The sequence below is a fragment of the Sphingomonas sp. OV641 genome, from assembly GCF_900109205.1.
Lineage (GTDB): Bacteria > Pseudomonadota > Alphaproteobacteria > Sphingomonadales > Sphingomonadaceae > Sphingomonas.
Genome location: NZ_FNZB01000001.1, coordinates 2,263,595 through 2,284,977 on the forward strand (window position 1 = coordinate 2,263,595; position 21,383 = coordinate 2,284,977).

Here is a 21,383-nt window from a genome sequence, read left to right on the forward strand (position 1 = left end):
CCACGCTGTGTTGGCCGATCTTTTCAATAGGCCGGCGGATCGCTGGCGGGAAAGGATTCGTCCAGCGCCTCGTCCACGCGGGACCAGCGCGCTGGCGGATCCCTGACTTCCTCCGGCCCGGCGTTGCGCACCTGAACGAAGCTCCCCTTCTCGCCCGGCAGACGCGTCAGTGCCGCCGGTGCAATATGGGCGTTGGAAGGCGCGGTCATCGCGCGGCGCGATCGACCTCGTCCGACGATATATCCGACGCCCAGCGCCACCACGAACCACGGCCAGGGCGACGGCGCGGCAGGCGGCGTTGGCGTTGCCGCGTTGGGATAGATCCGCGGCAGATCGGCATGGATCGGCTTCAGATCCGCTGGAATTGGAACGGCCTCCATGGGCGGCGGCGACAAAGCGGCGCGGACCGGCATTGGATCGGGCGGTGTGGCTTGAGCCGCCGCGGGATTGCCGGCCGTCTCATTATGCCGCGGGGGCGTCACGGCGCCATTGGATTCGGCAAAGGCGACGCCTGATTCCTCCTCCACCACGATCGTCGGCTGATCGGGGGGCGTCACCTCGCGCCGGTATTTGGTGTCGAGGCCCTCCGCAGCGCCTTCGCCGCGCAAGCCATTGTCCGCCGGTGCCTGATTGTTGGCGGGATCCGCCATGCCGTAAACGCGGGTATCCGGGTCTGCCATCAGCTTATCCTCTTCATCCTGTCTGACAAACCGATGGCGAGCCCGTGCGATCCCGATCGGCACACATGCGAAAGGGACGCGCGACGCCACGCCACGCCCGTGCGCCTGCGCGGCAGCATCGGGGCGACCGTAAAGGGATCAAGGTCTGGCAGACTAACGCAGCGGCCAGGTCCACATGACGAGCGGCGTCCCGACCAGCACGATCAGCAACGACAAGGGCGCGCCCAGCCGCGCATAGTCGCCGAACCGATAGCCCCCCGGGCCAAGCACCAGCGTGTTGCACTGATGGCCGATGGGCGTCAGGAAATCGCAACCCGCGCCGATCGCCGTCGCAATCAGAAATGCCTCGGGGCGATAGCCCAGGTCGTTGGCAAAAACGGCGGCGATCGGCGCCATCACCAGCACGGTGGCGGCATTGTTGAGGAACGGCGTCACCGCCATCGCCGCCACCATGATCAGCGCCACCGCGCCCCAGGCCGGCAGGCTGGTGGCCAGATCCGCCAATCCCGTGGCGATCAGGTCCGACGCGCCGGTGGTCCGCAGCGAATCACTCACCGGGATCAGCGCGCCGAGCATGATCAGGATCGGCCATTCGATCGCCTGATAGGCCTCTCGCGTCGGCAGCGCGCCGGTCGCCACGACGATCCCCGCCGCCGCGAAGAAGGCCACCGCCACCGGCACCAGCTCCAGCGCGGTGGCGGTCATGGCGGCGGCCAGCACGATCAGCGGCAGCCAGCTGCGTCCGCTGCTGCCCAGGCGCAAGGTGCGCTCGGCGAGCGGGAGCACGCCCAGATCCTGCAGCCGGTCCGGAATGCGCGCGAGCGAGCCCTGCAGGACGATCACGTCGCCCGCCGCCAGCTTCGTCTGCCCCAGCCGGCGCGCCAGCCGCTCGCCCGCCCGTGACAGGGCGATCAGGTTCACGCCATAGCGGGACTGCATCCGCAGCCGTTCGGCGGTCTGGCCGACGAGCATCGAATTCGCGCCGATCACGCCTTCGATCACGCCGATTTCGTCGCCCTCCTCCTCGCCGGTGAGTTCGCGATGCTCGCCCTCCAGCATCAGGCTGTCGCTGGCGATGACGCGTTCCAGCGCGTCGGGCTCGCCCGCCATGATCAGGATATCGCCCTCGCGAAGCTCGACATGGCGCGCCGGCACCGTGCGCATCCCGGCGCGCAGCAGATTGGTGATGGCCACGTCGCGATCATGCCGTTGCAGGAAATCGCCAACGGTCTCGCCGATCGCCGGCGATCCTTCGGGAATGCACGCCTCGGTCACATAGCCGCTGATATCCAGCGCATCGCCCATGGTGGCGGTCGCGCGCCGATCGCGCGGCAGCAGGCGATAACCGAAGCGCAGGAAGATCATCCCGACGATCAGCAGGCCAAGGCCGGTCGGCAGGTAATCGAACATGCTGAACGGCTGCCCGGTCATGTCCTGCCGCACACGGCTGACGATGATGTTGGGCGACGTGCCGACCAGCGTCATCAGCCCCCCGAGCAGCGAGGCGAAGGACATGGGCATCAGGAAGACGGACGGGCTGGTCTCGTTCTTCTTGGCCATCTGGAACGCGGCCGGCATCAGCATAGCCAGCGCCCCCACGTTCTTCACCAAAGCGGAGGCGACGCCCACCGACGCGGTCAGCAGCACGAGCTGAGAGCGGACCCGCTTGATCCGGCGCGATACCAGCGCGAGCGCGCGTTCGATCAGCCCCGAACGCTGCATCGCCGCCGACATCACCAGTGCCGATCCGACGATGATCACGATATCGTCCGAAAAACCTGAAAAGGCGTCCTCCGGCTTGACGATGCCTACCGCGAGCGCCGCCAGCAGCGCGAGGATCGCCGTCACGTCATAGCGGAAACGCCCCCAGATGAAGAAAGCCATCATGCCGGTGAGGACGGCCACCGACAGCCATTGCGGGGTCGTCATGCCCCCCGCCCTTCGGTCCCTGCCCTCACCACCTGTCGCTGCCGCGCAAACGCCGATTTCCCCGTCATGCCGCCGTAACGCGCCATGCGGGGAAAGGGACCATGAAAATCAGATCGTTGCCGCTTCGGGGCAACAAAGGAGACCGGAGGGCGCCCATGGCTGCAAGCGCCCCCCGGTCAAGCGAGCTTCAGCCTAGAACTGATAGCCAAAGCCCGCATTCGCACCGCCGTAACCCTGGCTGTCGATGGTGGCGCCGACGCGGAAGATCGAATGGCCATCGTTCAGGAAGGTGGATGCGCCGATCGCCAGTGCCGATTGACCGCGATAGGTGCCGCCGCCAACCGCCACCATCGATCGGCCCGGCTCGTTCGCCTGCGGCAGGCCCGCCGCCGCCAGCGCCGAAGAGGTTCCCGCGCTGAGATCGCGGCGAACCTCACGCAGGTTGAAATCCATCGATGACAGCGCCTGATTCAGCCGGGTGTCGGTATAAGCATTCGCCTGGTTCACCGCGGTCTGAAGCCCGCTTTGCAACTGGCCCACGTTGACCGCGTCGGTGGCAGACGTGCCCGCCGCCACGTTGCGCAATACCACCGCGCTGCCCGTGGTGTTGAACGTCACCGATGTACGCCCCTGATCATATTGCACCGAATTGGCGCCCAGCGTCGCGGCCTGCTGCGCCACCTGATTGGTGGCATAAAGCTGGCCACCATTCACCGCCTGCGTCGATCCGGCCGCCACCGTGCCAGCGGCCACATTGTTCAGCGCCACCGCCGCGGCGGGATCTGCCCCCGCCAGCGTGATGCTGTTGGTTCGCGCGCCGGCCGCGTCGCGATCATATTGGACGCTATTTGACGCCTGGGTCGAAACGGCGAAGAGTTGCTGGCCGTTCACCGCGTCCGTCGAGGTGGCGGAAACGGCGCCCCCGGCAATGTTGTGGAGCGCGACGGGCGCAAGCGTGTCGGCGCCCACCAACGTCACGTCGTTGGTCAGCGTCCCGCCGTTCGGCGCGGTCGGATTGTCGGGATTGCTATATTGCACGGGGCTGACGGTGCTGCCGACAACCAGGTTGCTGAAATTGGTGATCGCCGTGGTGTTGGCGCTCACCTGCGCGTTGGTGCTGGCGAGCTGATCGCCGTTCACCGCATCCGTCGACCCCGCCACCACTGCGCCGGCCCGCACGTTGCGCAGGCCCACCGCGCCGCCGCTGGCGCCCACCAGCGTCGCGTCGTCCGTCACGGCGCCGCCATTGGGCGTCGTCGGCGCGGCCGCATCGGCATAGCGGAGCGGCTGATTGGCGAGGCCAGCGCTGATATTGGCGATCTGGGTAGTGTTCGCGTCCACCTGAGTCGTCAGATTCGTGATCGCACCGGTGTTGCCGGCGACCGCCTGGTTCGTGGCGAACAGTTGGTCGCCGTTTACCGCGTCGGTCGATCCGGCGGCCAGCGTTCCCGCCCGCAGATTGTGCAACCCGACGGGCCCGCCGCTTGCCCCGGCGAGGGTGGCGTCATCGGTGACCGTTCCGTCGTTCGGCACCGTGGGGCTGCCGGGCGAGGAGTAGCGGACGGCTCCCGCCGATCCGTTGCCCAGCGTGGCGATGGCGGCGGTATTGGCCGCGACCTGTGCATTGGTGGCAAACAACTGACTGCCATTCACCGCTTCGCCCGACGTGGCCGTGAGCGCGCCGGGGGCAACGTTGGCAAGGACGGTGCCAGCGCCGCCCGCCAGCGTCACCCGGTCGCGGGCGGCGCTGTCATATTGCACCGCGACGCTGCCCAACGCCCCCAGCTGGGCCGAAACGCCGTCCACCTGCCCGACTGTTGCGGCGTCCGTGGGCGCGGTGCCCGGTGCGACGTTGGTCAGCTGGCGCTCTGCGCCCGGCGCGCCGATCGACACTTCGCCGGCGGAATTCTGCAGGCCGGTCAGCCCCGTCGCCGTGTAGCCGGCCAGGGCACCTCGCGTCGCCGTGGTGCCGGCGCCAAGCGCAACGCTGTTCGCCGCCGTCACGCTGCTGTTGGTGCCAAGCGCGATACTGCCGGTCGCCCCAGCTTCGGACCGGGCATTGTTGCCAAAGGCGATGGCATTGATGTCGCTGGCAAATGCCGCCGCGCCATCGGCGCCCAGGCCAGTGATCTGGTTGCCGCCGATCGCGACGCCCGCGGGCGTATCGAGCGTGATCGAATCGGAAGTCAGCCGGCATTGGTCGGTCGGGCCGACGATGGTGCCGTCGGTTGCAAGCGCCTGGAGCGTGATGGGAGCCCCGCTCGCCGCCTGGGCCAGCAACCCGGTCGCGTTCAGGCTGAGATCGGGCAGCAACACGCCAAGCACCGGAAGATCGAGAATGCTGTTCACCGTGGTCTCGATCGGCGTCGCGATGCCGGTGATCACCGGTGACAAAATGTCGGTCACTGCTGATCGCGGCAGGCTGACGTTCGAACAGGCGCTCACCACCCGTTGCTGCGCCTCGGCCTGCTCCGCAAGCGTCATCGCCAGCAGAATGGGTGCGCTCAGCACGGTACGGGTCAAAAGCCGCGCTACAATGTTGGAGCGCGGATGTTTCTTGCCAGCCATGTCATCCTCCTGTTTTGACCGGCGGTTCACGCCGGACGACGGAGAATGGTGGAGAGCGCTCAACGCGCTGTTACATAGGCATGTACATATTTCGCGCGGCGAACTGCCTCACGTGAAGCGCGAAAAAGCACAGAAGCGGGGCACAATGCTGCAATCTGGCATGTAGACGCTGTAATATACTTCAATTCGTGGGGCGCCGGTCATCGTGACAAGTGGATCCGCCTCTCACAGGACGACAGATGCAGCCTCTTTATCGCCCAGGTTTTGCACCGCACGGCCACCAACGCGTTTAATCCTGAGTTCGTCGGAGTACGCGCCCGAGGACACGCTCTCCGACAAGCTCAAAACGACGCCGGTGGTCGATATCGGTAGTGGCCAGCGTCACTCGGCCGCGCGCGCCTGCTCCTTCGGATAGGTCGGACGGCCGATCCCCACGTGATAGAAGCCCGCGCGCTCCGCCTCATCGGCATGGTAGACGTTGCGCAGGTCGACCAGCACCGGCGCCGCCATTCGCTCGCGCAGACGCGCCAGATCAAGCGCGCGGAACTGGTTCCACTCCGTCACGAGCACCACGGCGGATGCCCCCTCGGCAACGGCATAGGCGTTGTCGACATAGGTCACGTCCGGCAGCATGGTGCGCGCCGCATCCATCCCCTCCGGATCGAAGGCGCGGATCCGCGCCCCCGCGCTGATCAGCCCCTGCACGATGTCGATCGACGGCGCGTCGCGCATGTCATCGGTGTTGGGCTTGAACGTCAGGCCAAGCAGGCCGATCGTCCGCCCGTGCACGCTGCCGCCGACGGCGGCGATCACGCGCGCCGCCATCGCCTTTTTGCGCTCATCGTTGATCGCGGCGGTGGTCTCGATCAGCCGCACCGGCGAACCGAAGCTCTGCGCCGTCTTCACGAGGGCCATCGTGTCCTTGGGAAAACAGGAGCCGCCGTAACCCGGGCCGGCGTGGAGGAACTTGGTGCCGATCCGATTGTCCAGCCCGATGCCGCGGCTGACATCCTGCACGTCCGCACGCACTGCCTCACACAGGTCGGCGATCTCGTTGATGAAGGTGATCTTCATCGCGAGAAAGGCATTGGCGGCATATTTGATCAGTTCGCTGGTGCGCCGCGCCGTGAACAGCACGGGCGAGCGATTGAGGTAAAGCGGGCGATACACTTCTTCCAGCACCTGGCGGGCACTTTCGTCTTCCACCCCGACGACGATCCGGTCCGGGCGCTTGAAATCCTCGATCGCCGCGCCCTCGCGAAGGAATTCTGGATTGGACGCAACGGCGAACTGCGCGCCCGGATTTACCTCGCGGATCAGGCGTTCCACCTCGTCTCCCGTTCCGACCGGCACTGTCGATTTGGTGACCACGACGGTGAAGCCGCGCAGCGCGGCGCCGATTTCCCGCGCCGCGGCATAGACATATGACAAGTCGGCATGGCCGTCGCCGCGCCGCGCCGGCGTGCCGACGCCGATGAACACCACGTCGGCATCGCCGACCGGGCCGGTGAGGTCGGTGGTGAAGGACAGACGGCCCTCCGCCACGTTGGTCGCAACAAGCTGCTCCAGCCCCGGCTCGTAGATCGGCACCCCCCCGCTCTTGAGCAGCGCGATCTTGCCCTCATCCTTGTCGACGCACACCACGTCATGCCCAAAATCCGCGAAACAGGCCCCAGACACCAGGCCGACATAACCGGTGCCGATCATTACGATGCGCATTCCTGCTTTCCCCCTGTCGAACGTGACCACGGCCGATTGATCCGCGCGGCGCAGCGCGCGTGCATGCCGCAGGCCGGGCCACCCGATGCCGGCCGGTGGTGGTTCTAGCAGGGTCAGATTTGCAGTTCGGCTTCGGTGAAATGCGTAGGTTGTTACGTGTCCGCAGCGATCGAGGTGCGAGAAGAGAGCTGCTGCGTGCGCGTTTGGGTCAGCGGGATTGGTTCTGGTGCGAGCGGGTTTCCCCATTGTGGCCGAAATCAGCCGAGAAGGCGATGCGCAATGCCTCCGACAGGCTGCGCACGCCCAGCTTCGACATCAGATTGGCGCGGTGGATCTCCACCGTGCGCGGGCTGATATCGAGGTCGTAGGCGATATATTTGTTCGGCAGCCCGCGGGTCAGGCCGCCAAGCACATCGCGTTCCCGCTCGCTGAGCCGCGCGATCAGGCGCCGCGCCTGTTCCTCGCGCGCTGCAGCGGTGGACACATCGGCCAACCGGTCAAACCCCTCGCTCAAGGCGTCGATCAGCGCCTCGCGCTCGGGCGGCTTTTCCAGAAACGTCAGCGCCCCGGCGCGCATCGCCTTCACCGCCACCGTGATATCGCCATGCCCCGTCAGGACGATCACGGGCAGGTTGACGCTGGCCTGCTTCAGCTGCTGCTGCACCTCCAGGCCGCTCATGTCCGGCATGCGGATGTCGAGCAGCACGCATCCGGGATCAATCCGCGCCACCGCATCGACAAGGGCGGTGGCACTCCGCCAGCTGCGCACGGCATAGCCCTCCGCCTCCAGCATGAAGGCGGTGGCAGCCCGGACTTCCTCCTCGTCATCGACGAGGTGAACCAACTTATTCTCCATGCCCATACCCCACTTTACGGCACAAGGTGAAACGGAAGCTGGCGCCGCCGCCCGGCGCGGCACCAGCCCAGATACGGCCGCCATGCGCCTCGATAATGGTTCGGCAGATCGACAGGCCCACGCCCAAACCGTTCCGCTTCGTGCTGACGAAGGCGTCGAACAATTGCTCGGCCATGCCCGGCTGGAAGCCGGCGCCGCAATCGTCGATGCTCACCTCCACTTCCTCCGGCCGCACCGCGACGTGAACGGTGATGAGCCGGGCGTCGCCGTGGCGGATCGCCTCCACCGCGTTGCGCACGAGGTTGACGACCACCTGCTGGATCTGCACGCGATCGGCGAAGATCTCGGCCGGCGGCCCCGGCTGGAAATCCAGCGTGACCTGCGCTTCCTTGACCACGCCCGTCACCAGCGAAAGGCCGCTGGCGATCACCTCATTGGCCTGTTCCACCGCCAGCAGGGTTTCGCCGCGCGACACGAACTCGCGCAAATGGCTGATGAAGCGCCCCGCCCGCACCGCCTCCTTCGCCGCGGCGGCAAGCCCGACATCGATGCGCGGGTCGTGCGGCTCCCCGGAACGTGCCAGCAGGCGACGGCACCCTTCGATGTAGCTCGCCATGGCGGTCATCGGCTGGTTGAGCTCATGCGCCAGGGTGGAGGCCATGGTGCCCATCGCCGTCAGCCGGGCGCCGTGCAGCACTTCCATCTGAAGCGATTCCACCATCGCGCGCGTCTTTTCCTGCTCCGTCAGGTCGCGCACGAACACGGTGTAGAGCCGGCGCGAACCGGCCGAGGCGGTGCCGATGGTGAGTTGCGCGGGAAAGGAGCTTTCATCCACTCGTTGCGCAAAGACGCGGCGGGTGGTGGCCTGCAGTTCCGGCGCGTGCTCCGCCGCATTGGTGAAGAACATCGCCACGTCGGCATGCCATTGTTCGCACCACAGCATCGACGCATGCTGGTTGATGACGTCCTTTTCGTCATAGCCGAACATCTGCTCCGCCGCCGGGCTGAACAGCTGGATGTGACCCTGATCGTCCAGCAGGATGGTCGCGTCCGGCACGGCGGCCAGGATGAAGCGGAGCTGGTTTTCCCGCAGGCGAACGGCCTGTTCGATCTGCAGCTCCACCGTGATGTTGCGGATCACGACGCCAAAGCCGCGGTGATTGCCTTCCGCATCGCCAATCGAGGTGATCGTCAGCTGGCCAGGAAAGCGGCTGCCGTCGCGCCGCTGGCATTCGCCGGTCTTCTCGTAGCGGCCCGCCTCGCGCGCCCGCGTCAGCCAGACCTGCGCGGCATGGGCATTGGCGCCGGGCGCGAACAGCGAAAGATCGCGGCCGATCGCCTCCCCGTCACGCCACCCCAGCACGTGCGCAGCGCCCTGATTCCAGTGAACGATATGCCCGCCCGGATCGAGCATGCAGATGGCGCAATCCGCCGCACTGTCCAGCAGCAGCTCGAGCTCCAGCGCGGCGCGAGTCAGGCGATTGGCCTCATTCTCCGCCTCGCCCCGTTGCAGGATCGCCCGGATCCCCACCAGGCCAAGCGCGACGGAGCACAACAGCAGCAGCGTCAGCGGCGCGCCCTCGCGGCTGACATCCTGCCATTCGCGCAGAAACGCGGCGTTGATGGCAAAGGACGTCAGGACGGTCAGCAGCGCCAGCCGCACCCCGCCGAGCCACCAGGCAAGCAGCCCCGCGGCGATATAGACGAGGTAGTAGAGGTTCTGCGGGAGGAACGGCTCGAGCAACAGCCGCCCCGCCGTCGCCACCAGGAGCAGCCCGACGACGCCTACCATGCGCCAGGTCATCAGCGTATCGGTAAGCAGGTTGCGCATTTCACCGACCAGCCCGGTTGGCGGAAAAGACGGCAGCCACGAACGCAGCGTTTCACGCCGGAACGATGATGACAGCGCCGAACTGCGCACCGAAGCCCGCGGCCCCGCCTTGCCAAGCAAGCTCAGCATAAGCCCTCCTCCTTCGCCGAAATGCGCACGACGAACCGTGATGCGCTTCCGACGGCCGGAGCAAAGCCCGGCAAGACCCTGTAACTGGCGCGACCTTTTTTCTGCTCTCTACCTAGCTGAACTTACATATATTTCAAGAAGTAGGTTCATATCAAAGGTATTACACGCGCTCCATTGCGAACTCCGGCGGATGCTGGCGCTCGGCGTAGGACGTTATTAAGCACTTGCGCGTTTTATATTGTTGCTTGCTGCCTTTGGAGTGAGAGCCGGATCCGCTGACCTGCTTCATGGCTGCGATTGAGTTCTTCACCCGAGATCGCCAGATCAGCGATGTAAAACTTGTATAAACGGGGACAGGAGCAGCACTCGCGCAGCCCGCCACGACATTACTGTTCGTGTCTCCGAACTGTTCAGTGTGATCGACCGCAGCAAGCAGCAGTCATACCAGCCCTTTGTTGATCGTTGGATTAACAGATACAGTAGCGATCCCCGTTTGGTGCCCCTGCACAACATGCCATAGACCTCAGCACGATATGGTAACGGCGGCTACGCGTAACACTATACGTAATTGCCGCAATGGACAGCATCGAACGATGTTGTAGCATCCAAAACGAATAGAGCTTTATTATCCATCCGGGAGCGACAATGAAGATCAGCGTCGTCATTCCCACGCATCGCCGATCAGAGCTTTTGTCGCGCGCGATCAGCAGTGTGACCGCACAGGTTCGTCCCGCAGACGAAATCATCATCGTGGATGACGCAGACGATTCGGCCAGCCGAATGGTGGTGGAGCAAGCAGCGGCAACCGGTTCGGTGCCGATCCGCTATGTCCGCAACACCAGCTCGCCGGGCGCGTGCGGGTCTCGCAATCTCGGAGCCTTTGTCAGCACCGGCGACTGGGTGGCGTTCCTCGACGATGATGACGACTGGACGCCTGACTTCCTGGAGCAGCTTGCCCGGCCGGCAAGCGCGGGCACGCCGCTCGTCCTGTCCGGCCTGGTGCGGCACGAGGCGGGCCACGCGCCCGTCGTGAGGGCCAGCCCGGAAGGGCTCACCGCCGCCACCGTGCTGGCGCACCGCAGCTCGATGACAGGCAGCAATTTCCTGATCCGGTCGGATCTGTTCTGCGCAGTGCGCGGCTTCGATCCGTACATGACCGTGTTCAACGATTGGGACTTGTTCATCCGCCTGATCAAACATGGCGCCAGCTATGCGGTGGTGCCGCTGCCGCTCGCGCACTGGCGCGAACATCCCGGGGAGCGCATTGCAACGCCGTCGCTGCGCCGGGCCGACGGCCTCTCGCGGTTCCTCGCCCGGCACGGCTGCGGTCTTCCCCATGCGATGCGGCGCGAATTGCGCACGACGATGCTCGGCATCCGCCGCGCTCATGTTGACGCCAGGTGGCGTTATCTCGAGCTCAGCGTCGCGCTGGCGCTGGCGCATGGCCCGCGTGAATCGCTTTCCCGGCTGCGCGGCAGGCGCGCCGCCCTCGCCTGAACGCGCAGCACCGGTTCGCTCAGGCGCCATGCTCCGCGGCAGGGCGCAGGCCGGTCCGGCCCATGGTGCTGCGTGCCAATATCCATAGCCGCCACAGCCCCGCCCGCCCCTCCGCCGTCGCCGCCTGTCCCAGCGTCGCGAGAAGGTAGGAGAGCGCGATGGCCACGCCGAGCAGCGATAGCGGATCCAGCGTGTCGCGCAGCGCCAGCACCGCGATCACGCACAGGCCCGCGCCCAGCAGCGTGGGCAGCAGAACGGCATAGAGATCCCGCGCGGCAACCGGCGTGCCGCGCGTCGCCATGCGGTACAGCACGGGGATCCGCAGCACCTCGGACACCGCATAAGCAGCGGCGACGCCGGTTGCTCCCCACGGCAGGCCGACGACAAAGCTCGTCACCGTCAGAACCGCCGATATCACGCCCCAGCGCACCATGGAGCGGGTGCGCCCACAACTGATGAAGAGCCAGCCCGTCGCGTTCGACACTGGTTGGATCGCGGCCGTCAGCGACAGCCAGGCAAAGATCGGGCCGGCGTCCCGCCATTGCTCGCCCAGCAGCAGCACGATCACGGTGGTGCTGCACACCGACAGGGCGACCGCGCCGGGAACGATCACCATGACCAGCGCACGAACCGCCAGCAGGTACATGCCGCGATACGCCTCCGGTCGGTCCAGCGCCCGGCTCAGCGTGGGAAGCATGATCTTGCCGAGTGGTTGGTTGATCGTCTGCAGCGGCATGAGCATCAGGCGATAGCTGCGGTCGTACAGGCCCAGCTCCCCTGCCCCCCAACGCTTGGCGATCAGCAGATTGTCGAGGTTCCGGCAGACGAAGTTCAGGAGGTTGAAGCCGGTGATGTCCACGCCCATCGCCAGCATGGACCGCGTCGCCCGCAGATCGAGCCGGTGCAGGGAGGGACGCCACCGTTCGTACCACCAGGCAAGGGCGCTTCCGGCCGCGACCCCGGCGAGCATGCCGAAGAACAGCGCCCAGTAAGTGCGCAGCCACCATGCGAGCGCGATGGTGGCGGCCAGCTGGGTGACGGCATTTACCGTTTCCACCGCGCTCAACGCACCAAAGCGCATGTGACGGTTGAGCAGGGCCAGATGCTGGGAGGCGATGCCGGTGGCGATTACGGTGAGGCCGCTTGCCGCCATGAGGCCAATCGCCCGATCATCCTCGTAGAACAGTCCGACGAGCGGCGCGATGAGGATGAACAGGGCGGCGATGATGATCGTCGCGATGATGTTCAGCCAGAAGGTGCCGTTGATCTCCTGCGCCGAAATCGTGCGGCGCTGGATGATCGCTTGGTTCAGCCCCAGGTTCTGGAAGATCAGGATGAACCCCATCACCGGCGCGACCATCGCCATCACGCCATAGTCGGCGGGGGTGAGCAGCCGGGCGACAAAGATGCTGGACGCGAAACTGGTCACGATCCGCACTGCCTGCGATGCCCCGAGCACCGCGGCGCCACGCGCGGCGGCTCGGCCGGCCGGTGCCTCAGCCATGTCCGGGTGCCCAAGGGCGTGCGCCGGCAAGGATGATCGGTTCTCGCAATGTCACGTCCTGCGGCGAACCCCAGGCCTCCCGCGCGTCCAAGGCCCCGCTATCGTCATTCACGCTGCGCCGCGCTTGGGCGTAGCAGAAGCCGTAGCAGGCCCACATCAGCGCCGCCGTCTTGATCGACAGCAGGGCATTGCTGATCGGCAGGCATAATACGACGAAGAGCATGAAACCGTGCTTGCAGATGCGCCCCGCCCGATCATCGCCCAGGCTCGTCAGCGTCAGCACCAGCCACAATCCGATTGCCACGAACACCGATTGGCGCACGATGAAATAGGCAAGGCCCGCATCCTCCATGCCCACGCGCTTTTCACTGACACCCAGCAGGTGGGTGATGTCCAGCCGGCCGAATGCTTCCAAGGCATAACGCAACCGCCCCGCAAATGTATCGCCGGTCTCCGTCAGAAGGCCAAGCTGCGCCGCAATGACCAACGCCAGGATGCAAACCGGCAGATACAGCACGCTGAAGCGCTCGGGCAGGTGCCGCGCGATCGGCAGGAATGCCAGCAGGAGCAGGCAGACGCTGAGCGACAGCCGCCCGTCGCAGATGACCAGCAGCATCAGCGTGGATACGATCAGCCCGATCCGCAGGAGGTTGGACAGGCGCGACCACAGCATGGCGGTGGCTATGGCAACGACAACCGCCCAATTGCCCAGTGAGACCGGCTCCAGGAACAAGGATGATCCGCGATGGAGGCCGGACCCGGCCAGCAGCAACCGGCCCTGCGGCCGCTCCGAACTGATGAACAGGTCGCCGCCGGCCCAGAAATCCGCTTCCGAAAATCCGCGGGTGTTCATGTAGTAATTGGCGATGCGGAAGGTAGCGCCGAAATGCTCCGGGTTCGCCACTTCCCAGATGCCGGCAGCCAGCACCAGCGCCTGCACCGTCACGATCGTCACGATCAGGGTTCGGGGGCTGAGGCGGGTGCCGAGCAGGATGAAGGCCGGCACCAGCAGCACGTCGCCCAGGCTCTTGGCATCGAATTGCGACCGTATGGCCCCCGTAAGTACAGACGCTGCGACGAGCGCCAGCACCACGGCGATCCAGCGGTAGGGCGGCGCCTCCGGCTGGGCCATGCCAAGGATCAGGGCGCCTGCCACGATCGCCCCCTGCACCGATGCCACCAGCCCGGCGCTGAGCGGAAGCCCATATGCGCCGCCCAGGGCCAGCACCGGATTGAACAGCACGGTGGCGGCGAGCAGCACCGCACAGCTGATCTGGATCACGCCGCGATCATGCGCGGTCGCCTCAACCATGGATCTCCTCCATCAGGTGCCGGGCGACCTCGCTCCAGTCGCCGATCGGCTGCGGGCGGCGCGCCGCCGCGGCCGCGAGCAGCACGGCAGGCGCGAGGCTTTCGGGCTGATCGGGATCATAGCCGAAGCGCAAGGGGCTGCCGTCCAGTGCGAAGCGTGGGCAGACGGCGGGAAGGCCAAGTGCCCCATATTGCAGGAGCTTGAGACTGCTATCCGCCAGATATTCCGCGGCCGGGCCAAGGCGATACGGGGCCAGGCCGACATCGGCATGTTGCAGATACGGCAGCGTCTGGGCGAACGGCATCTCGCCGTATTGGCGCACATTGGGGCCGAATTGCCCGGCAGGCGTGCCGATCAGGTGAAATGTCCATTGCGGCAGCGCGTCGGCCGCTTGCCGCACCGCCTCTGCATCGAAGAGCATCGAGCCGACCGACACCACATTGTTCGCCGTGTCATAGGGGTTGGGCGTCGGCGCCTCGATCTGCTGCCGGTCCACGCCGTGCCGCACCAGCAGCTTGCGCGCGGGGAAATGCTGGAAGTGGGGCAACATGCCCCGCGCAACCACCACCACCAGGTCCACCTGTGCCGCGTCGCGATCAAGGATGCGCTGGACACGGGGGTGCACGCCGGCCGTGTCGAGGAGATCCGCCGCCCGATAGACGATGCGCGCGTGCGGCGCCTGCGTGCGCAATCGGCGGATCAGCACGGGCGCGATACCGGATTCGACGATGATCGTATCCGCGGCCGCCGCCGCCGCGTCGAGATCGCGGCCGGGAAGATGCGACCACAAGTCGTAGAGCCAACCGGTGTGGCCGCTGATCAGCGGCAGATCCACGGCATGCCAGGGCGTCTTCCACAACAGCGCGCGAACCCCGTCGCGCTCCTCCCACCGGTTCGCCCGGTCGGCAAAGGCGCAGCGGCGGTCCTTGCGCAGGTGCGACAGCCAGCTGAAGCCCACCGACACGAAGCTTACGTCATGCCCCTGCGCCGCCATCGCCTGCGCCAGGAAGTGGATGCTGGCGCGACGACCGGTGCGATAATCGTGGCGCGATACGATCAGCACCCGCCGCGCGCCGCCCGCCGGACCAGCCCCAGCCCCAGCCCTAGCCCGAGCCCTAGCCGCAGCCGCCCCAGCCGCCGCAGCCACAACCGACGCCGGGTCGACGCAGCCGTCGGGATCGGTCGCCATGATCACGCCCCGCCGGCAGCGGCGCTGGCGGGCGGACGTTCGGGCATGCGCCAGTGGCGCGGGTCGACATGGTGCACGCCGGCCGCCGCTTCGCGCACCAGCCCCGCCAGGAAGCGGATGTTGCCGATCGTATAGCGCCGGAGCAGGCGCCGCGGATCACTCAGTGCCCGGTGCACCCATTCCAGCCGCGCCGCGCGCACCCATTCCGGCGCGCGCTGGGTCGCCTCCGCGGTAAAGTCGATGAACCCGCCAACGCAGATCACGGGACGGCCAAGCGCCTCCACATTCCGCGCGGCCCAATGCTCCTGATACGGCTGCCCCATGCCCACCAGCACGACATCGGCCCCGGCCATCCTGATCCGATCGCGCAGTTGCGGCTCGTCTTCCCGCCCGAAAAAGCCGTGCACGCTGCCGACCACTTCGATGTTCGGATAGCGCCGCATCAGGACCTTGCCGGCGCGCGCCGCGATCCCTGGCGCGCTGCCCACCAGATAGACGCGCAGCTTGTGCTCGGCATGCGCCAGAAAGGACGGCAACAGATCCGTGCCGTTCAGATTGGCCGGGAAGCGGCTGCCGTAGAGGATCCGGCTGGCGATATCGAGGCCGACGCCATCGTTCAGCACCAGCGCCTGCGACATGGCCGAGACCAGGGAATTGTCGTCGCGCGCGGAGGTGACGGTATGGGCGTTGCAGAACGACACCATGGTCGGCTGATGCCGGTCAACGATCGTCTCGAGCTGCGCGATCGCGGTCGGCTCGTCCATCGCCTGCACGGCAATGCCGCCGATCCAGCGCCGTTCCTGCCCCAGCAGCTCCTTGTACACCGAGTCGATGCACGCGGCGGTATAGGGCCAGGTAAAGGTGGCAAGCGCCGCCGCGCGCTCCTCGGGCGGCGGCAGGCGCAACGCACCGGCGGCATGGCGCCGGGCAAAGGCGGCGGCGCTCGCCGGGTCCTCGAAGTCGATCAGATCGCCGAAGTCCAGCCGGTCACGCGTCCGGCGATGCGCCGGAATGTCGCTGAGGATCGGATACAGCCCCGCAGCCGCCGCCTCCACCGCGGCGAGACCGAAGCCTTCAAATTCCGAGCTGGACGCGAAGACGCCTGCCCGTGCGATCAGCCCGCGCAGTTCAGCGTCGCTGGGGCTGACATGGATTTCCGTCCGGTCGCCGACGCCCAGTTCCTGCGCCACCGTGCGGAGCGCGTCGGGCTCAACCCCCATCGGCCGCCCAGCGAACAACAGCCGCCAGTCGCCATCGACCCCCGCCAGCTGCGCAAACCAGCGCAACAGGCGATCGGGCCGCTTGTTGGGGGCCAAACGGCCAAAGGAGATGATGGTCTTAGCCCCGGGTGCCGCCACATCCGCGAAGCGGTCCACCTCCACGCCATTCTCCACGGTGACCAGGCGATCGCCGCAGACCGGTTCGAACAACGCGGCATCGGCATGGCTGCACGCGATCACCGCGCCATAGCCTTTCAGCGCATGGCGGGTGACGTGCCGAAAATACCATTGCTTCAGCGCGCGCGCGTTGGGCGTGTGGAAAAAGCCGCCATGCGTGCTCAGCACCATGGGCTTGCGGTGGATGAAGCCGGCATGCGCCAGAAAGTCGGCGAAGAAGTCCACGGCATGGACGTGGATCAGATCAGCGTCGCGCACGTGACGCAGCACGCCGGGGGCCAGCGGATATCGCTTGCTGCCGCGATAGCCGACGCGGTGCACGTCAACCCCGTCGATCACTTCATGCGCGGCCAGCATTACGTCGGGCGCATCGAACAGCCGGTTGAGCGTGATCACCGATGGCTCGTGCCCCTCCCGGCGCTGCTCGCGCACCAGGCACTGAACGTAGTTTTCCAACCCGCCGACGCCTGGGGAAAATTGTCGCACGACATGAACGATGCGCATCTTGCGTCTCCTTGGAAGGCGCGTCAGGCGACGAGAAACGTTCCCAGCAATGGCGTGCCCTGCATGCGCAGCCGCCCGATCACCTCGCCGACACAGCTGACGGTTGAGTGATCCTGCCGCAGCACCACGATGGCGGCCTCCGCCGCTTCGGACAGCGGGCAATCGGCACTGGTATGGCTCGCGTCGATCAGCAGCAGATCGAAATCGTCGATCAGCGGCTGGAGAAAGCGATGCGGATCGACGGCGCCACCGGTGTTCGACGGGTCCGCTCCCCCCACCGACAGCAGGAAGAGGTCCGGTACCGCCGTTTGCTGAATAAAGGCGCCAAGGTCGGCCACGTCCCTCAGCGGCGCGATGGCTGCGCCCGGTTCGATACGGAACAGGCGCGGCTGCACGGCCTGTCCGTTGCTGGTATCCACCAGCAGGGTTCGCCAGCCCGACCGCGCGCTCGCGACTGCCAGGTTGAATGCGGTAAGCGCCGTCTCCGGCTCCGCTTCCGCGCTCAGCAGCACGATCGCCTTTGGCGCCCGCCCATCGTTCAGCCGGGCGGTCGCGATCATCGTGCGCAGGTTTCGCGTCGCCTGCGCCAGCGCGTCGGTAGGTTCAGCCGCGCCGGCCGATTGCTGATCCATTTCGCCCCATGAAGGGGCTTGCGCTTCGCTCTCGGCCTCGGGCGGCAACGGCCCCGCGGATCGATAGCTTGGCTCCAGGGTCCGAAGTCTCATGCCGTCGTCGCTCCCGGTAGCGCTGGTGGAGTGTGACCGATGCGGACCACGCCGACCACCGGCGCGCCGCTGAGCGCGCGGAGCGCGCCCACGCTCCGCACCCTGGGCCGACGAAATTCGAGTGCCGCCGCCACACCAACGGCAAGCAGCACGCCGAAGATCAACGACAGCAGAAAGCGGATCGCGATATTGGGGCTGCTCGGCAGCATCGGCGGTTCGGCGCGATCGAGCTCGCGCACATTGGTGGCGGGCAGGGTGCTGCGCAGCCGCATGGAGGCAAGCTGCTGCATCACCGTATCATATTCGCGCCGCGCCGACGCCGCGTCGCTTTCCAGCACCTCCAGCGTGCTGCGGTCCTCGGACAACGCGAGCATGCGTGCACGCTGCTGCGCCAGCAGCTGGCGGATCTGCGCCTCGCGCGAATTCGATGCCGCCTGCGCGGCGCCAAGCGCGCTTGAGGTCTGGCCCGTCTCGCTGGCGAGCTTCGCACGCAGCTCGCCCAGTTCGGCACTGGCGGCGCGCATATTGGGGTGGTTCGCGCCCAATTCGCCGCTCATCTGCTGGATCTGCGCGGATTTGGTGGCGATCTGCGCGCGCAGCCCTTGAATCACCGCGCTTTGCTGCACTTCGGCCAGGTTGGCGCCGCCGACGGAGGCGCGCGCCCGCGCATCGGCGGCCTGCGCCTCCGCCGTCGACAATTGCGACGACAGTTCGCCGAGACGATTGCTCTCCGCATCGATCGAGCCGGTCGAGATGATGCCCCGGTCACGCTGGAAGTTCGACAGAGCGGTCTGGCTTGCCTCCAGCTTGTGCCGGGCCTCGCCGATCCTCTTCTCGAACCAGGAGGCGTAAGTTCGGGCAGGGTCCGTGCTCATCGCCAGCCGCTCAGCCGCATAGGCGGTGGCGAAGGCATTGGCGATTTGCGCCGCCTTCGCGGAATTGGACGAGGTGTATTTGATGACCAGCAGATTGTCGGTCGGATTGGTGACGACCTCCAGCCCGCCCAGGAGCCGCTTCGCCACCCATCCCCGCAGGCTCTGGACGCCGCCGGTCTCCTCCATCCAGCTTTCCCGGACGACAGGATCGTTGAGCTGGCCGATCATCTCCGCGACGCGCGCCGCGATGGGCGCGCTTGCGACGATCTTTGCCTCTGTCGCCAGCGCCGAGGCGGCTTTCGACGGCTGATTGTTCGATGAGTCCACCGGATCGGGAACTCTGGAATCGATCAGCAGACTGGCCGAGGCGACATAGGATCTCGGCGTCAGGGCGATCCAGATGGCGGCCAGCAAGCCTGTACCGCCGATAATGGCGAGCATCAAACGCCAGCGCTGTACGATGCCGCGTAGAAGATCAGGAAAGGGCATGGAGGCGCCTCATCTCGATGCGGATGTGGGAGTGACGTAAGGGTCCGGCGCGGCGTCCGATTGCGCTGCATGGGTCGCCAGCAGACCAAGAAAGAATTGCGGGGCGACGCTGTCCCTGAAGACATGGCAACCCGATCCGTCCGGCACCAGCGCGGGGCCGAACCGTGCGATCGCCGGTGCGGCATCCTCGCCGATCACTTGCTGCAGGCGGGAATGGCTGACGACGTCCTCGACTGCGGCAAGCCGGGCAAGGGCCGCGAGCGCGGTCAGTTGTTCGGGCGGGCCGGTGACGAGATCACGGAACAGGTCCGCGTCTTCGGCGCTCAGGCGGGACCAGTCCTCCGCCGCAGTGACGATTCCGGCGAGCGCAGCGGCTCCCGACACCTGTTCCGTTCCCTCCCGCAGCGTCCGCAGCACCGCATGGGCGCAGAACAGCCGCGCGTGATAGGGTGAGCCGCAGGCGAGATCGAGGATCAACTGCTGGCTGTCGTCGTCAAACGTAATGCCGATCTTCTGCCCGCCGTTCTGGATCATCTCGCGCACGGACTGGGCGTCGATCCGGCCCAGCGGAAAGGCGGACAGGTGACGCCGCAGCGAGGGGTGATCGGTGACGAGGTGGCGCAGATCCCGGGCGATCCCGACCAGCATGATCTGCACCGGGATGCTGGCATCCGACAGCATCTTCAGCAGCGCCGCCGTTTCGGCGCGCACTTCGGGATCGCTCACCCGATCATATTCGTCGAGGATCAGCACTGTTCGCCCGCGGCTGATGAGCGACAAGGCTTCCACCACCTCGCGCACGCCGCTCTCCGGCCCGATCGCGCGGGCGCGCTGGCGGAAAGTCGCCAGATCGCGCTGCGCGATGGACCCGTCGGGCACGTCGCTCAGGTACAGGGCCATAAGCGCGCCGAAGCTCTGGTGCGGCTCGCAGGCGGTGTAGATGATGGTCATGCCCTGCTGGTCGGCATAGTCGGCGAAGACCCGCACCAGTGACGTCTTGCCGGAGCCCCGAGCGCCATAGATCAGCGCATGCTGGTGCCGGTCGACCACCGCTTCGAACAGCGCCTCCAGCATATGGGTGCGGCCATAAAGGTCGCGGCGGCTGGCGATCGGCTGCGTGCTGTTGAAGCTGGCGTTGACGGCCTGCCGGCGCGGATCGGCGAGCCCGGCCAGTTCGCGCGCGGTTCGGATCGGCCGCGGCGCGGCGATCGGCGCCTCGCTGCGCGGCACTTGCGATCCCTTTGCTGCCGACACGCCCGGCTGTGACTGGGGGATGGCCGGGCGGGCAGGCTGGTGCCCGTTCAGCGCAACCATCATCCGGCGCAGCCAGTGAACCAGTCGCGACCAGGTGCCGGAGGTCTGGGGGAGATCGAGTGCCATTCAGAACAGCTTCTCGTTGACGTAGAAAACGTCGCCCGGCTGCGCCTTGGCGTCCAGCGGCACGCGATCTTGCGAGGTGGCGCCGCGGGTCAGCGTCACCCGCTTGCGCGACCCCGCGAGGGTCGGCCCACCCGCCTCTGCCAGCGCCTGCATCACCGTCATGTCGGATCGCAGGGCGATGCGGCCGGGCTTGTTGACCTGGCCGTAGACGAAGATGACCGGGGCCGGCGGCACGAACAGCGTGTCCCCCGCAACCAGCGGCTGCGCGAGCCCGACGCCCGCCGGATCGTCGGTGCGCACGCGCTGGTCCGGGCGACCGGCACGCTTGATGATCACATAATCGGCGGCGTCGCCGCGCGTCCCGCCGGCCCGCGCCAGCGCCATCGCCACGGTCAGCGGCCGGTCCAGCGGGTAGATGCCCGGCGTGTTCAGGCTGCCGAAAACGGTAACCGCGTTGCTGACGAAGTTCACCACTTCCACGTTCACTACGGGGTTGGTGTACAGCTTGCCCGCGCGAAGCCGGCTCGCGATCGTGTCGGCGAATTCCCGCGTGGTCTGCCCGCTGGCCGGCACGTCGCCCAGCATCGGCACGGTGACGCTGCCGTCTTCCTTGACCCGCGTCTTCACGTCGATCGGATGGGTGCCGAAGACGGAGATCTGCAGCTCGTCATTCACCCCCAGCCGATAAGCGGCATCCGCCACCGCCGAAACGGGGGCAGGCGCCGGTGCGCCGGCGTTGGCGAGTTGCTGCGGCTCCCCCGGTAGCAGCAGGAGCAGGAGCGCGAAAGGGAGAGGCATC

General features: G+C 66.7%; 15 protein-coding genes. 1 reads left to right on the forward strand and 14 read right to left on the reverse strand.

The features are described 5' to 3' along the window. Positions 1 to 23 precede the first annotated feature (23 nt). The 6 genes from BMX36_RS21325 to BMX36_RS10775 all read right to left on the reverse strand — a co-directional run bounded on the left by BMX36_RS21325 (position 24) and on the right by BMX36_RS10775 (position 9,712). Entirely contained in the window at positions 24 to 680 is a 657-nt protein-coding gene (locus BMX36_RS21325; RefSeq protein WP_143058546.1) for a hypothetical protein, read from the reverse strand. A 153-nt stretch (positions 681 to 833) separates the two neighbouring features. Beyond that, the gene (locus tag BMX36_RS10755; protein ID WP_093065010.1) at positions 834 to 2,609 is read right to left on the reverse strand and encodes an SLC13 family permease; all 1,776 of its coding nucleotides are present in this window, start codon (positions 2,607 to 2,609) and stop codon (positions 834 to 836) included. Positions 2,610 to 2,801: 192 nt separating this feature from the next. Next, positions 2,802 to 5,177, reverse strand: a complete 2,376-nt coding sequence (locus tag BMX36_RS10760; protein ID WP_143058547.1) for a YadA family autotransporter adhesin — start codon at positions 5,175 to 5,177, stop codon at positions 2,802 to 2,804. 381 nt (positions 5,178 to 5,558) lie between these two features. Then, positions 5,559 to 6,896 carry a UDP-glucose dehydrogenase family protein gene (locus tag BMX36_RS10765; RefSeq protein WP_093065014.1) on the reverse strand — a complete coding sequence of 446 codons (1,338 nt, stop codon included), beginning with the start codon at positions 6,894 to 6,896 and terminating at the stop codon, positions 5,559 to 5,561. Positions 6,897 to 7,104: 208 nt separating this feature from the next. Beyond that, positions 7,105 to 7,752 carry a response regulator transcription factor gene (locus BMX36_RS10770; RefSeq protein ID WP_093065507.1) on the reverse strand — a complete coding sequence of 216 codons (648 nt, stop codon included), beginning with the start codon at positions 7,750 to 7,752 and terminating at the stop codon, positions 7,105 to 7,107. Further along, positions 7,742 to 9,712 carry a PAS domain S-box protein gene (locus tag BMX36_RS10775; protein WP_093065016.1) on the reverse strand — a complete coding sequence of 657 codons (1,971 nt, stop codon included), beginning with the start codon at positions 9,710 to 9,712 and terminating at the stop codon, positions 7,742 to 7,744. The genes BMX36_RS10770 and BMX36_RS10775 overlap by 11 nt, the downstream gene beginning before the upstream one ends. 645 nt (positions 9,713 to 10,357) lie before the next feature. Between BMX36_RS10775 and BMX36_RS10780 the strand changes: the two genes are divergently transcribed. Then, positions 10,358 to 11,209 carry a glycosyltransferase family 2 protein gene (locus BMX36_RS10780; RefSeq protein WP_093065018.1) on the forward strand — a complete coding sequence of 284 codons (852 nt, stop codon included), beginning with the start codon at positions 10,358 to 10,360 and terminating at the stop codon, positions 11,207 to 11,209. Between the two features lie 19 nt (positions 11,210 to 11,228). Here the strand turns inward: BMX36_RS10780 and BMX36_RS10785 are convergent, their stop codons facing one another. The 8 genes from BMX36_RS10785 to BMX36_RS10820 are packed head-to-tail and all read right to left on the reverse strand — an operon-like array spanning position 11,229 to position 21,382. After that, positions 11,229 to 12,713: a lipopolysaccharide biosynthesis protein gene (locus tag BMX36_RS10785; RefSeq protein WP_093065020.1), complete on the reverse strand. Its 1,485-nt coding sequence runs from the start codon at positions 12,711 to 12,713 to the stop codon at positions 11,229 to 11,231. Then, a complete protein-coding gene (locus BMX36_RS10790) occupies positions 12,706 to 14,025 on the reverse strand; it encodes a polysaccharide biosynthesis protein GumE (protein ID WP_177179085.1) in 1,320 nt (439 codons plus the stop codon). The genes BMX36_RS10785 and BMX36_RS10790 overlap by 8 nt, the downstream gene beginning before the upstream one ends. Further along, positions 14,018 to 15,214, reverse strand: coding sequence for a GumK N-terminal domain-containing glycosyltransferase (locus tag BMX36_RS10795; protein WP_256210731.1), 1,197 nt, complete (start codon positions 15,212 to 15,214; stop codon positions 14,018 to 14,020). Before BMX36_RS10795 ends, BMX36_RS10790 begins: the two co-directional genes overlap by 8 nt. A gap of 2 nt (positions 15,215 to 15,216) precedes the next feature. Then, complete coding sequence (locus BMX36_RS10800) at positions 15,217 to 17,115, reverse strand: WecB/TagA/CpsF family glycosyltransferase (RefSeq protein WP_093065024.1); 1,899 nt, start codon at positions 17,113 to 17,115, stop codon at positions 15,217 to 15,219. A 23-nt stretch (positions 17,116 to 17,138) separates the two neighbouring features. Next, positions 17,139 to 17,840, reverse strand: a complete 702-nt coding sequence (locus tag BMX36_RS10805; RefSeq protein ID WP_143058548.1) for a tyrosine-protein kinase family protein — start codon at positions 17,838 to 17,840, stop codon at positions 17,139 to 17,141. Beyond that, positions 17,837 to 19,204: a hypothetical protein gene (locus BMX36_RS10810; protein ID WP_093065027.1), complete on the reverse strand. Its 1,368-nt coding sequence runs from the start codon at positions 19,202 to 19,204 to the stop codon at positions 17,837 to 17,839. Before BMX36_RS10810 ends, BMX36_RS10805 begins: the two co-directional genes overlap by 4 nt. A gap of 9 nt (positions 19,205 to 19,213) precedes the next feature. Further along, a complete protein-coding gene (locus BMX36_RS10815; RefSeq protein ID WP_093065029.1) occupies positions 19,214 to 20,584 on the reverse strand; it encodes an ATP-binding protein in 1,371 nt (456 codons plus the stop codon). Beyond that, the gene (locus BMX36_RS10820) at positions 20,585 to 21,382 is read right to left on the reverse strand and encodes an SLBB domain-containing protein (RefSeq protein WP_093065031.1); all 798 of its coding nucleotides are present in this window, start codon (positions 21,380 to 21,382) and stop codon (positions 20,585 to 20,587) included. Position 21,383: the final 1 nt, after the last annotated feature.

What these genes read in the sequence shown, in the direction of transcription:
- BMX36_RS10775 (WP_093065016.1), bottom strand. Translation starts at nt 9,712, where the DNA reads ATGCTGAGCTTGCTTGGCAAGGCGGGGCCGCGGGCTTCGGTGCGCAGT.
- BMX36_RS10815 (WP_093065029.1), bottom strand. Translation starts at nt 20,584, where the DNA reads ATGGCACTCGATCTCCCCCAGACCTCCGGCACCTGGTCGCGACTGGTT.
- BMX36_RS10820 (WP_093065031.1), bottom strand. Translation starts at nt 21,382, where the DNA reads ATGCCTCTCCCTTTCGCGCTCCTGCTCCTGCTGCTACCGGGGGAGCCG.
- BMX36_RS10795 (WP_256210731.1), bottom strand. Translation starts at nt 15,214, where the DNA reads ATGGCGACCGATCCCGACGGCTGCGTCGACCCGGCGTCGGTTGTGGCT.
- BMX36_RS10765 (WP_093065014.1), bottom strand. Translation starts at nt 6,896, where the DNA reads ATGCGCATCGTAATGATCGGCACCGGTTATGTCGGCCTGGTGTCTGGG.
- BMX36_RS10760 (WP_143058547.1), bottom strand. Translation starts at nt 5,177, where the DNA reads ATGGCTGGCAAGAAACATCCGCGCTCCAACATTGTAGCGCGGCTTTTG.
- BMX36_RS10785 (WP_093065020.1), bottom strand. Translation starts at nt 12,713, where the DNA reads ATGGCTGAGGCACCGGCCGGCCGAGCCGCCGCGCGTGGCGCCGCGGTG.
- BMX36_RS10780 (WP_093065018.1), top strand. Translation starts at nt 10,358, where the DNA reads ATGAAGATCAGCGTCGTCATTCCCACGCATCGCCGATCAGAGCTTTTG.
- BMX36_RS10755 (WP_093065010.1), bottom strand. Translation starts at nt 2,609, where the DNA reads ATGACGACCCCGCAATGGCTGTCGGTGGCCGTCCTCACCGGCATGATG.
- BMX36_RS10790 (WP_177179085.1), bottom strand. Translation starts at nt 14,025, where the DNA reads ATGGTTGAGGCGACCGCGCATGATCGCGGCGTGATCCAGATCAGCTGT.
- BMX36_RS21325 (WP_143058546.1), bottom strand. Translation starts at nt 680, where the DNA reads ATGGCAGACCCGGATACCCGCGTTTACGGCATGGCGGATCCCGCCAAC.
- BMX36_RS10810 (WP_093065027.1), bottom strand. Translation starts at nt 19,204, where the DNA reads ATGCCCTTTCCTGATCTTCTACGCGGCATCGTACAGCGCTGGCGTTTG.
- BMX36_RS10800 (WP_093065024.1), bottom strand. Translation starts at nt 17,115, where the DNA reads ATGCGCATCGTTCATGTCGTGCGACAATTTTCCCCAGGCGTCGGCGGG.
- BMX36_RS10805 (WP_143058548.1), bottom strand. Translation starts at nt 17,840, where the DNA reads ATGAGACTTCGGACCCTGGAGCCAAGCTATCGATCCGCGGGGCCGTTG.
- BMX36_RS10770 (WP_093065507.1), bottom strand. Translation starts at nt 7,752, where the DNA reads ATGGAGAATAAGTTGGTTCACCTCGTCGATGACGAGGAGGAAGTCCGG.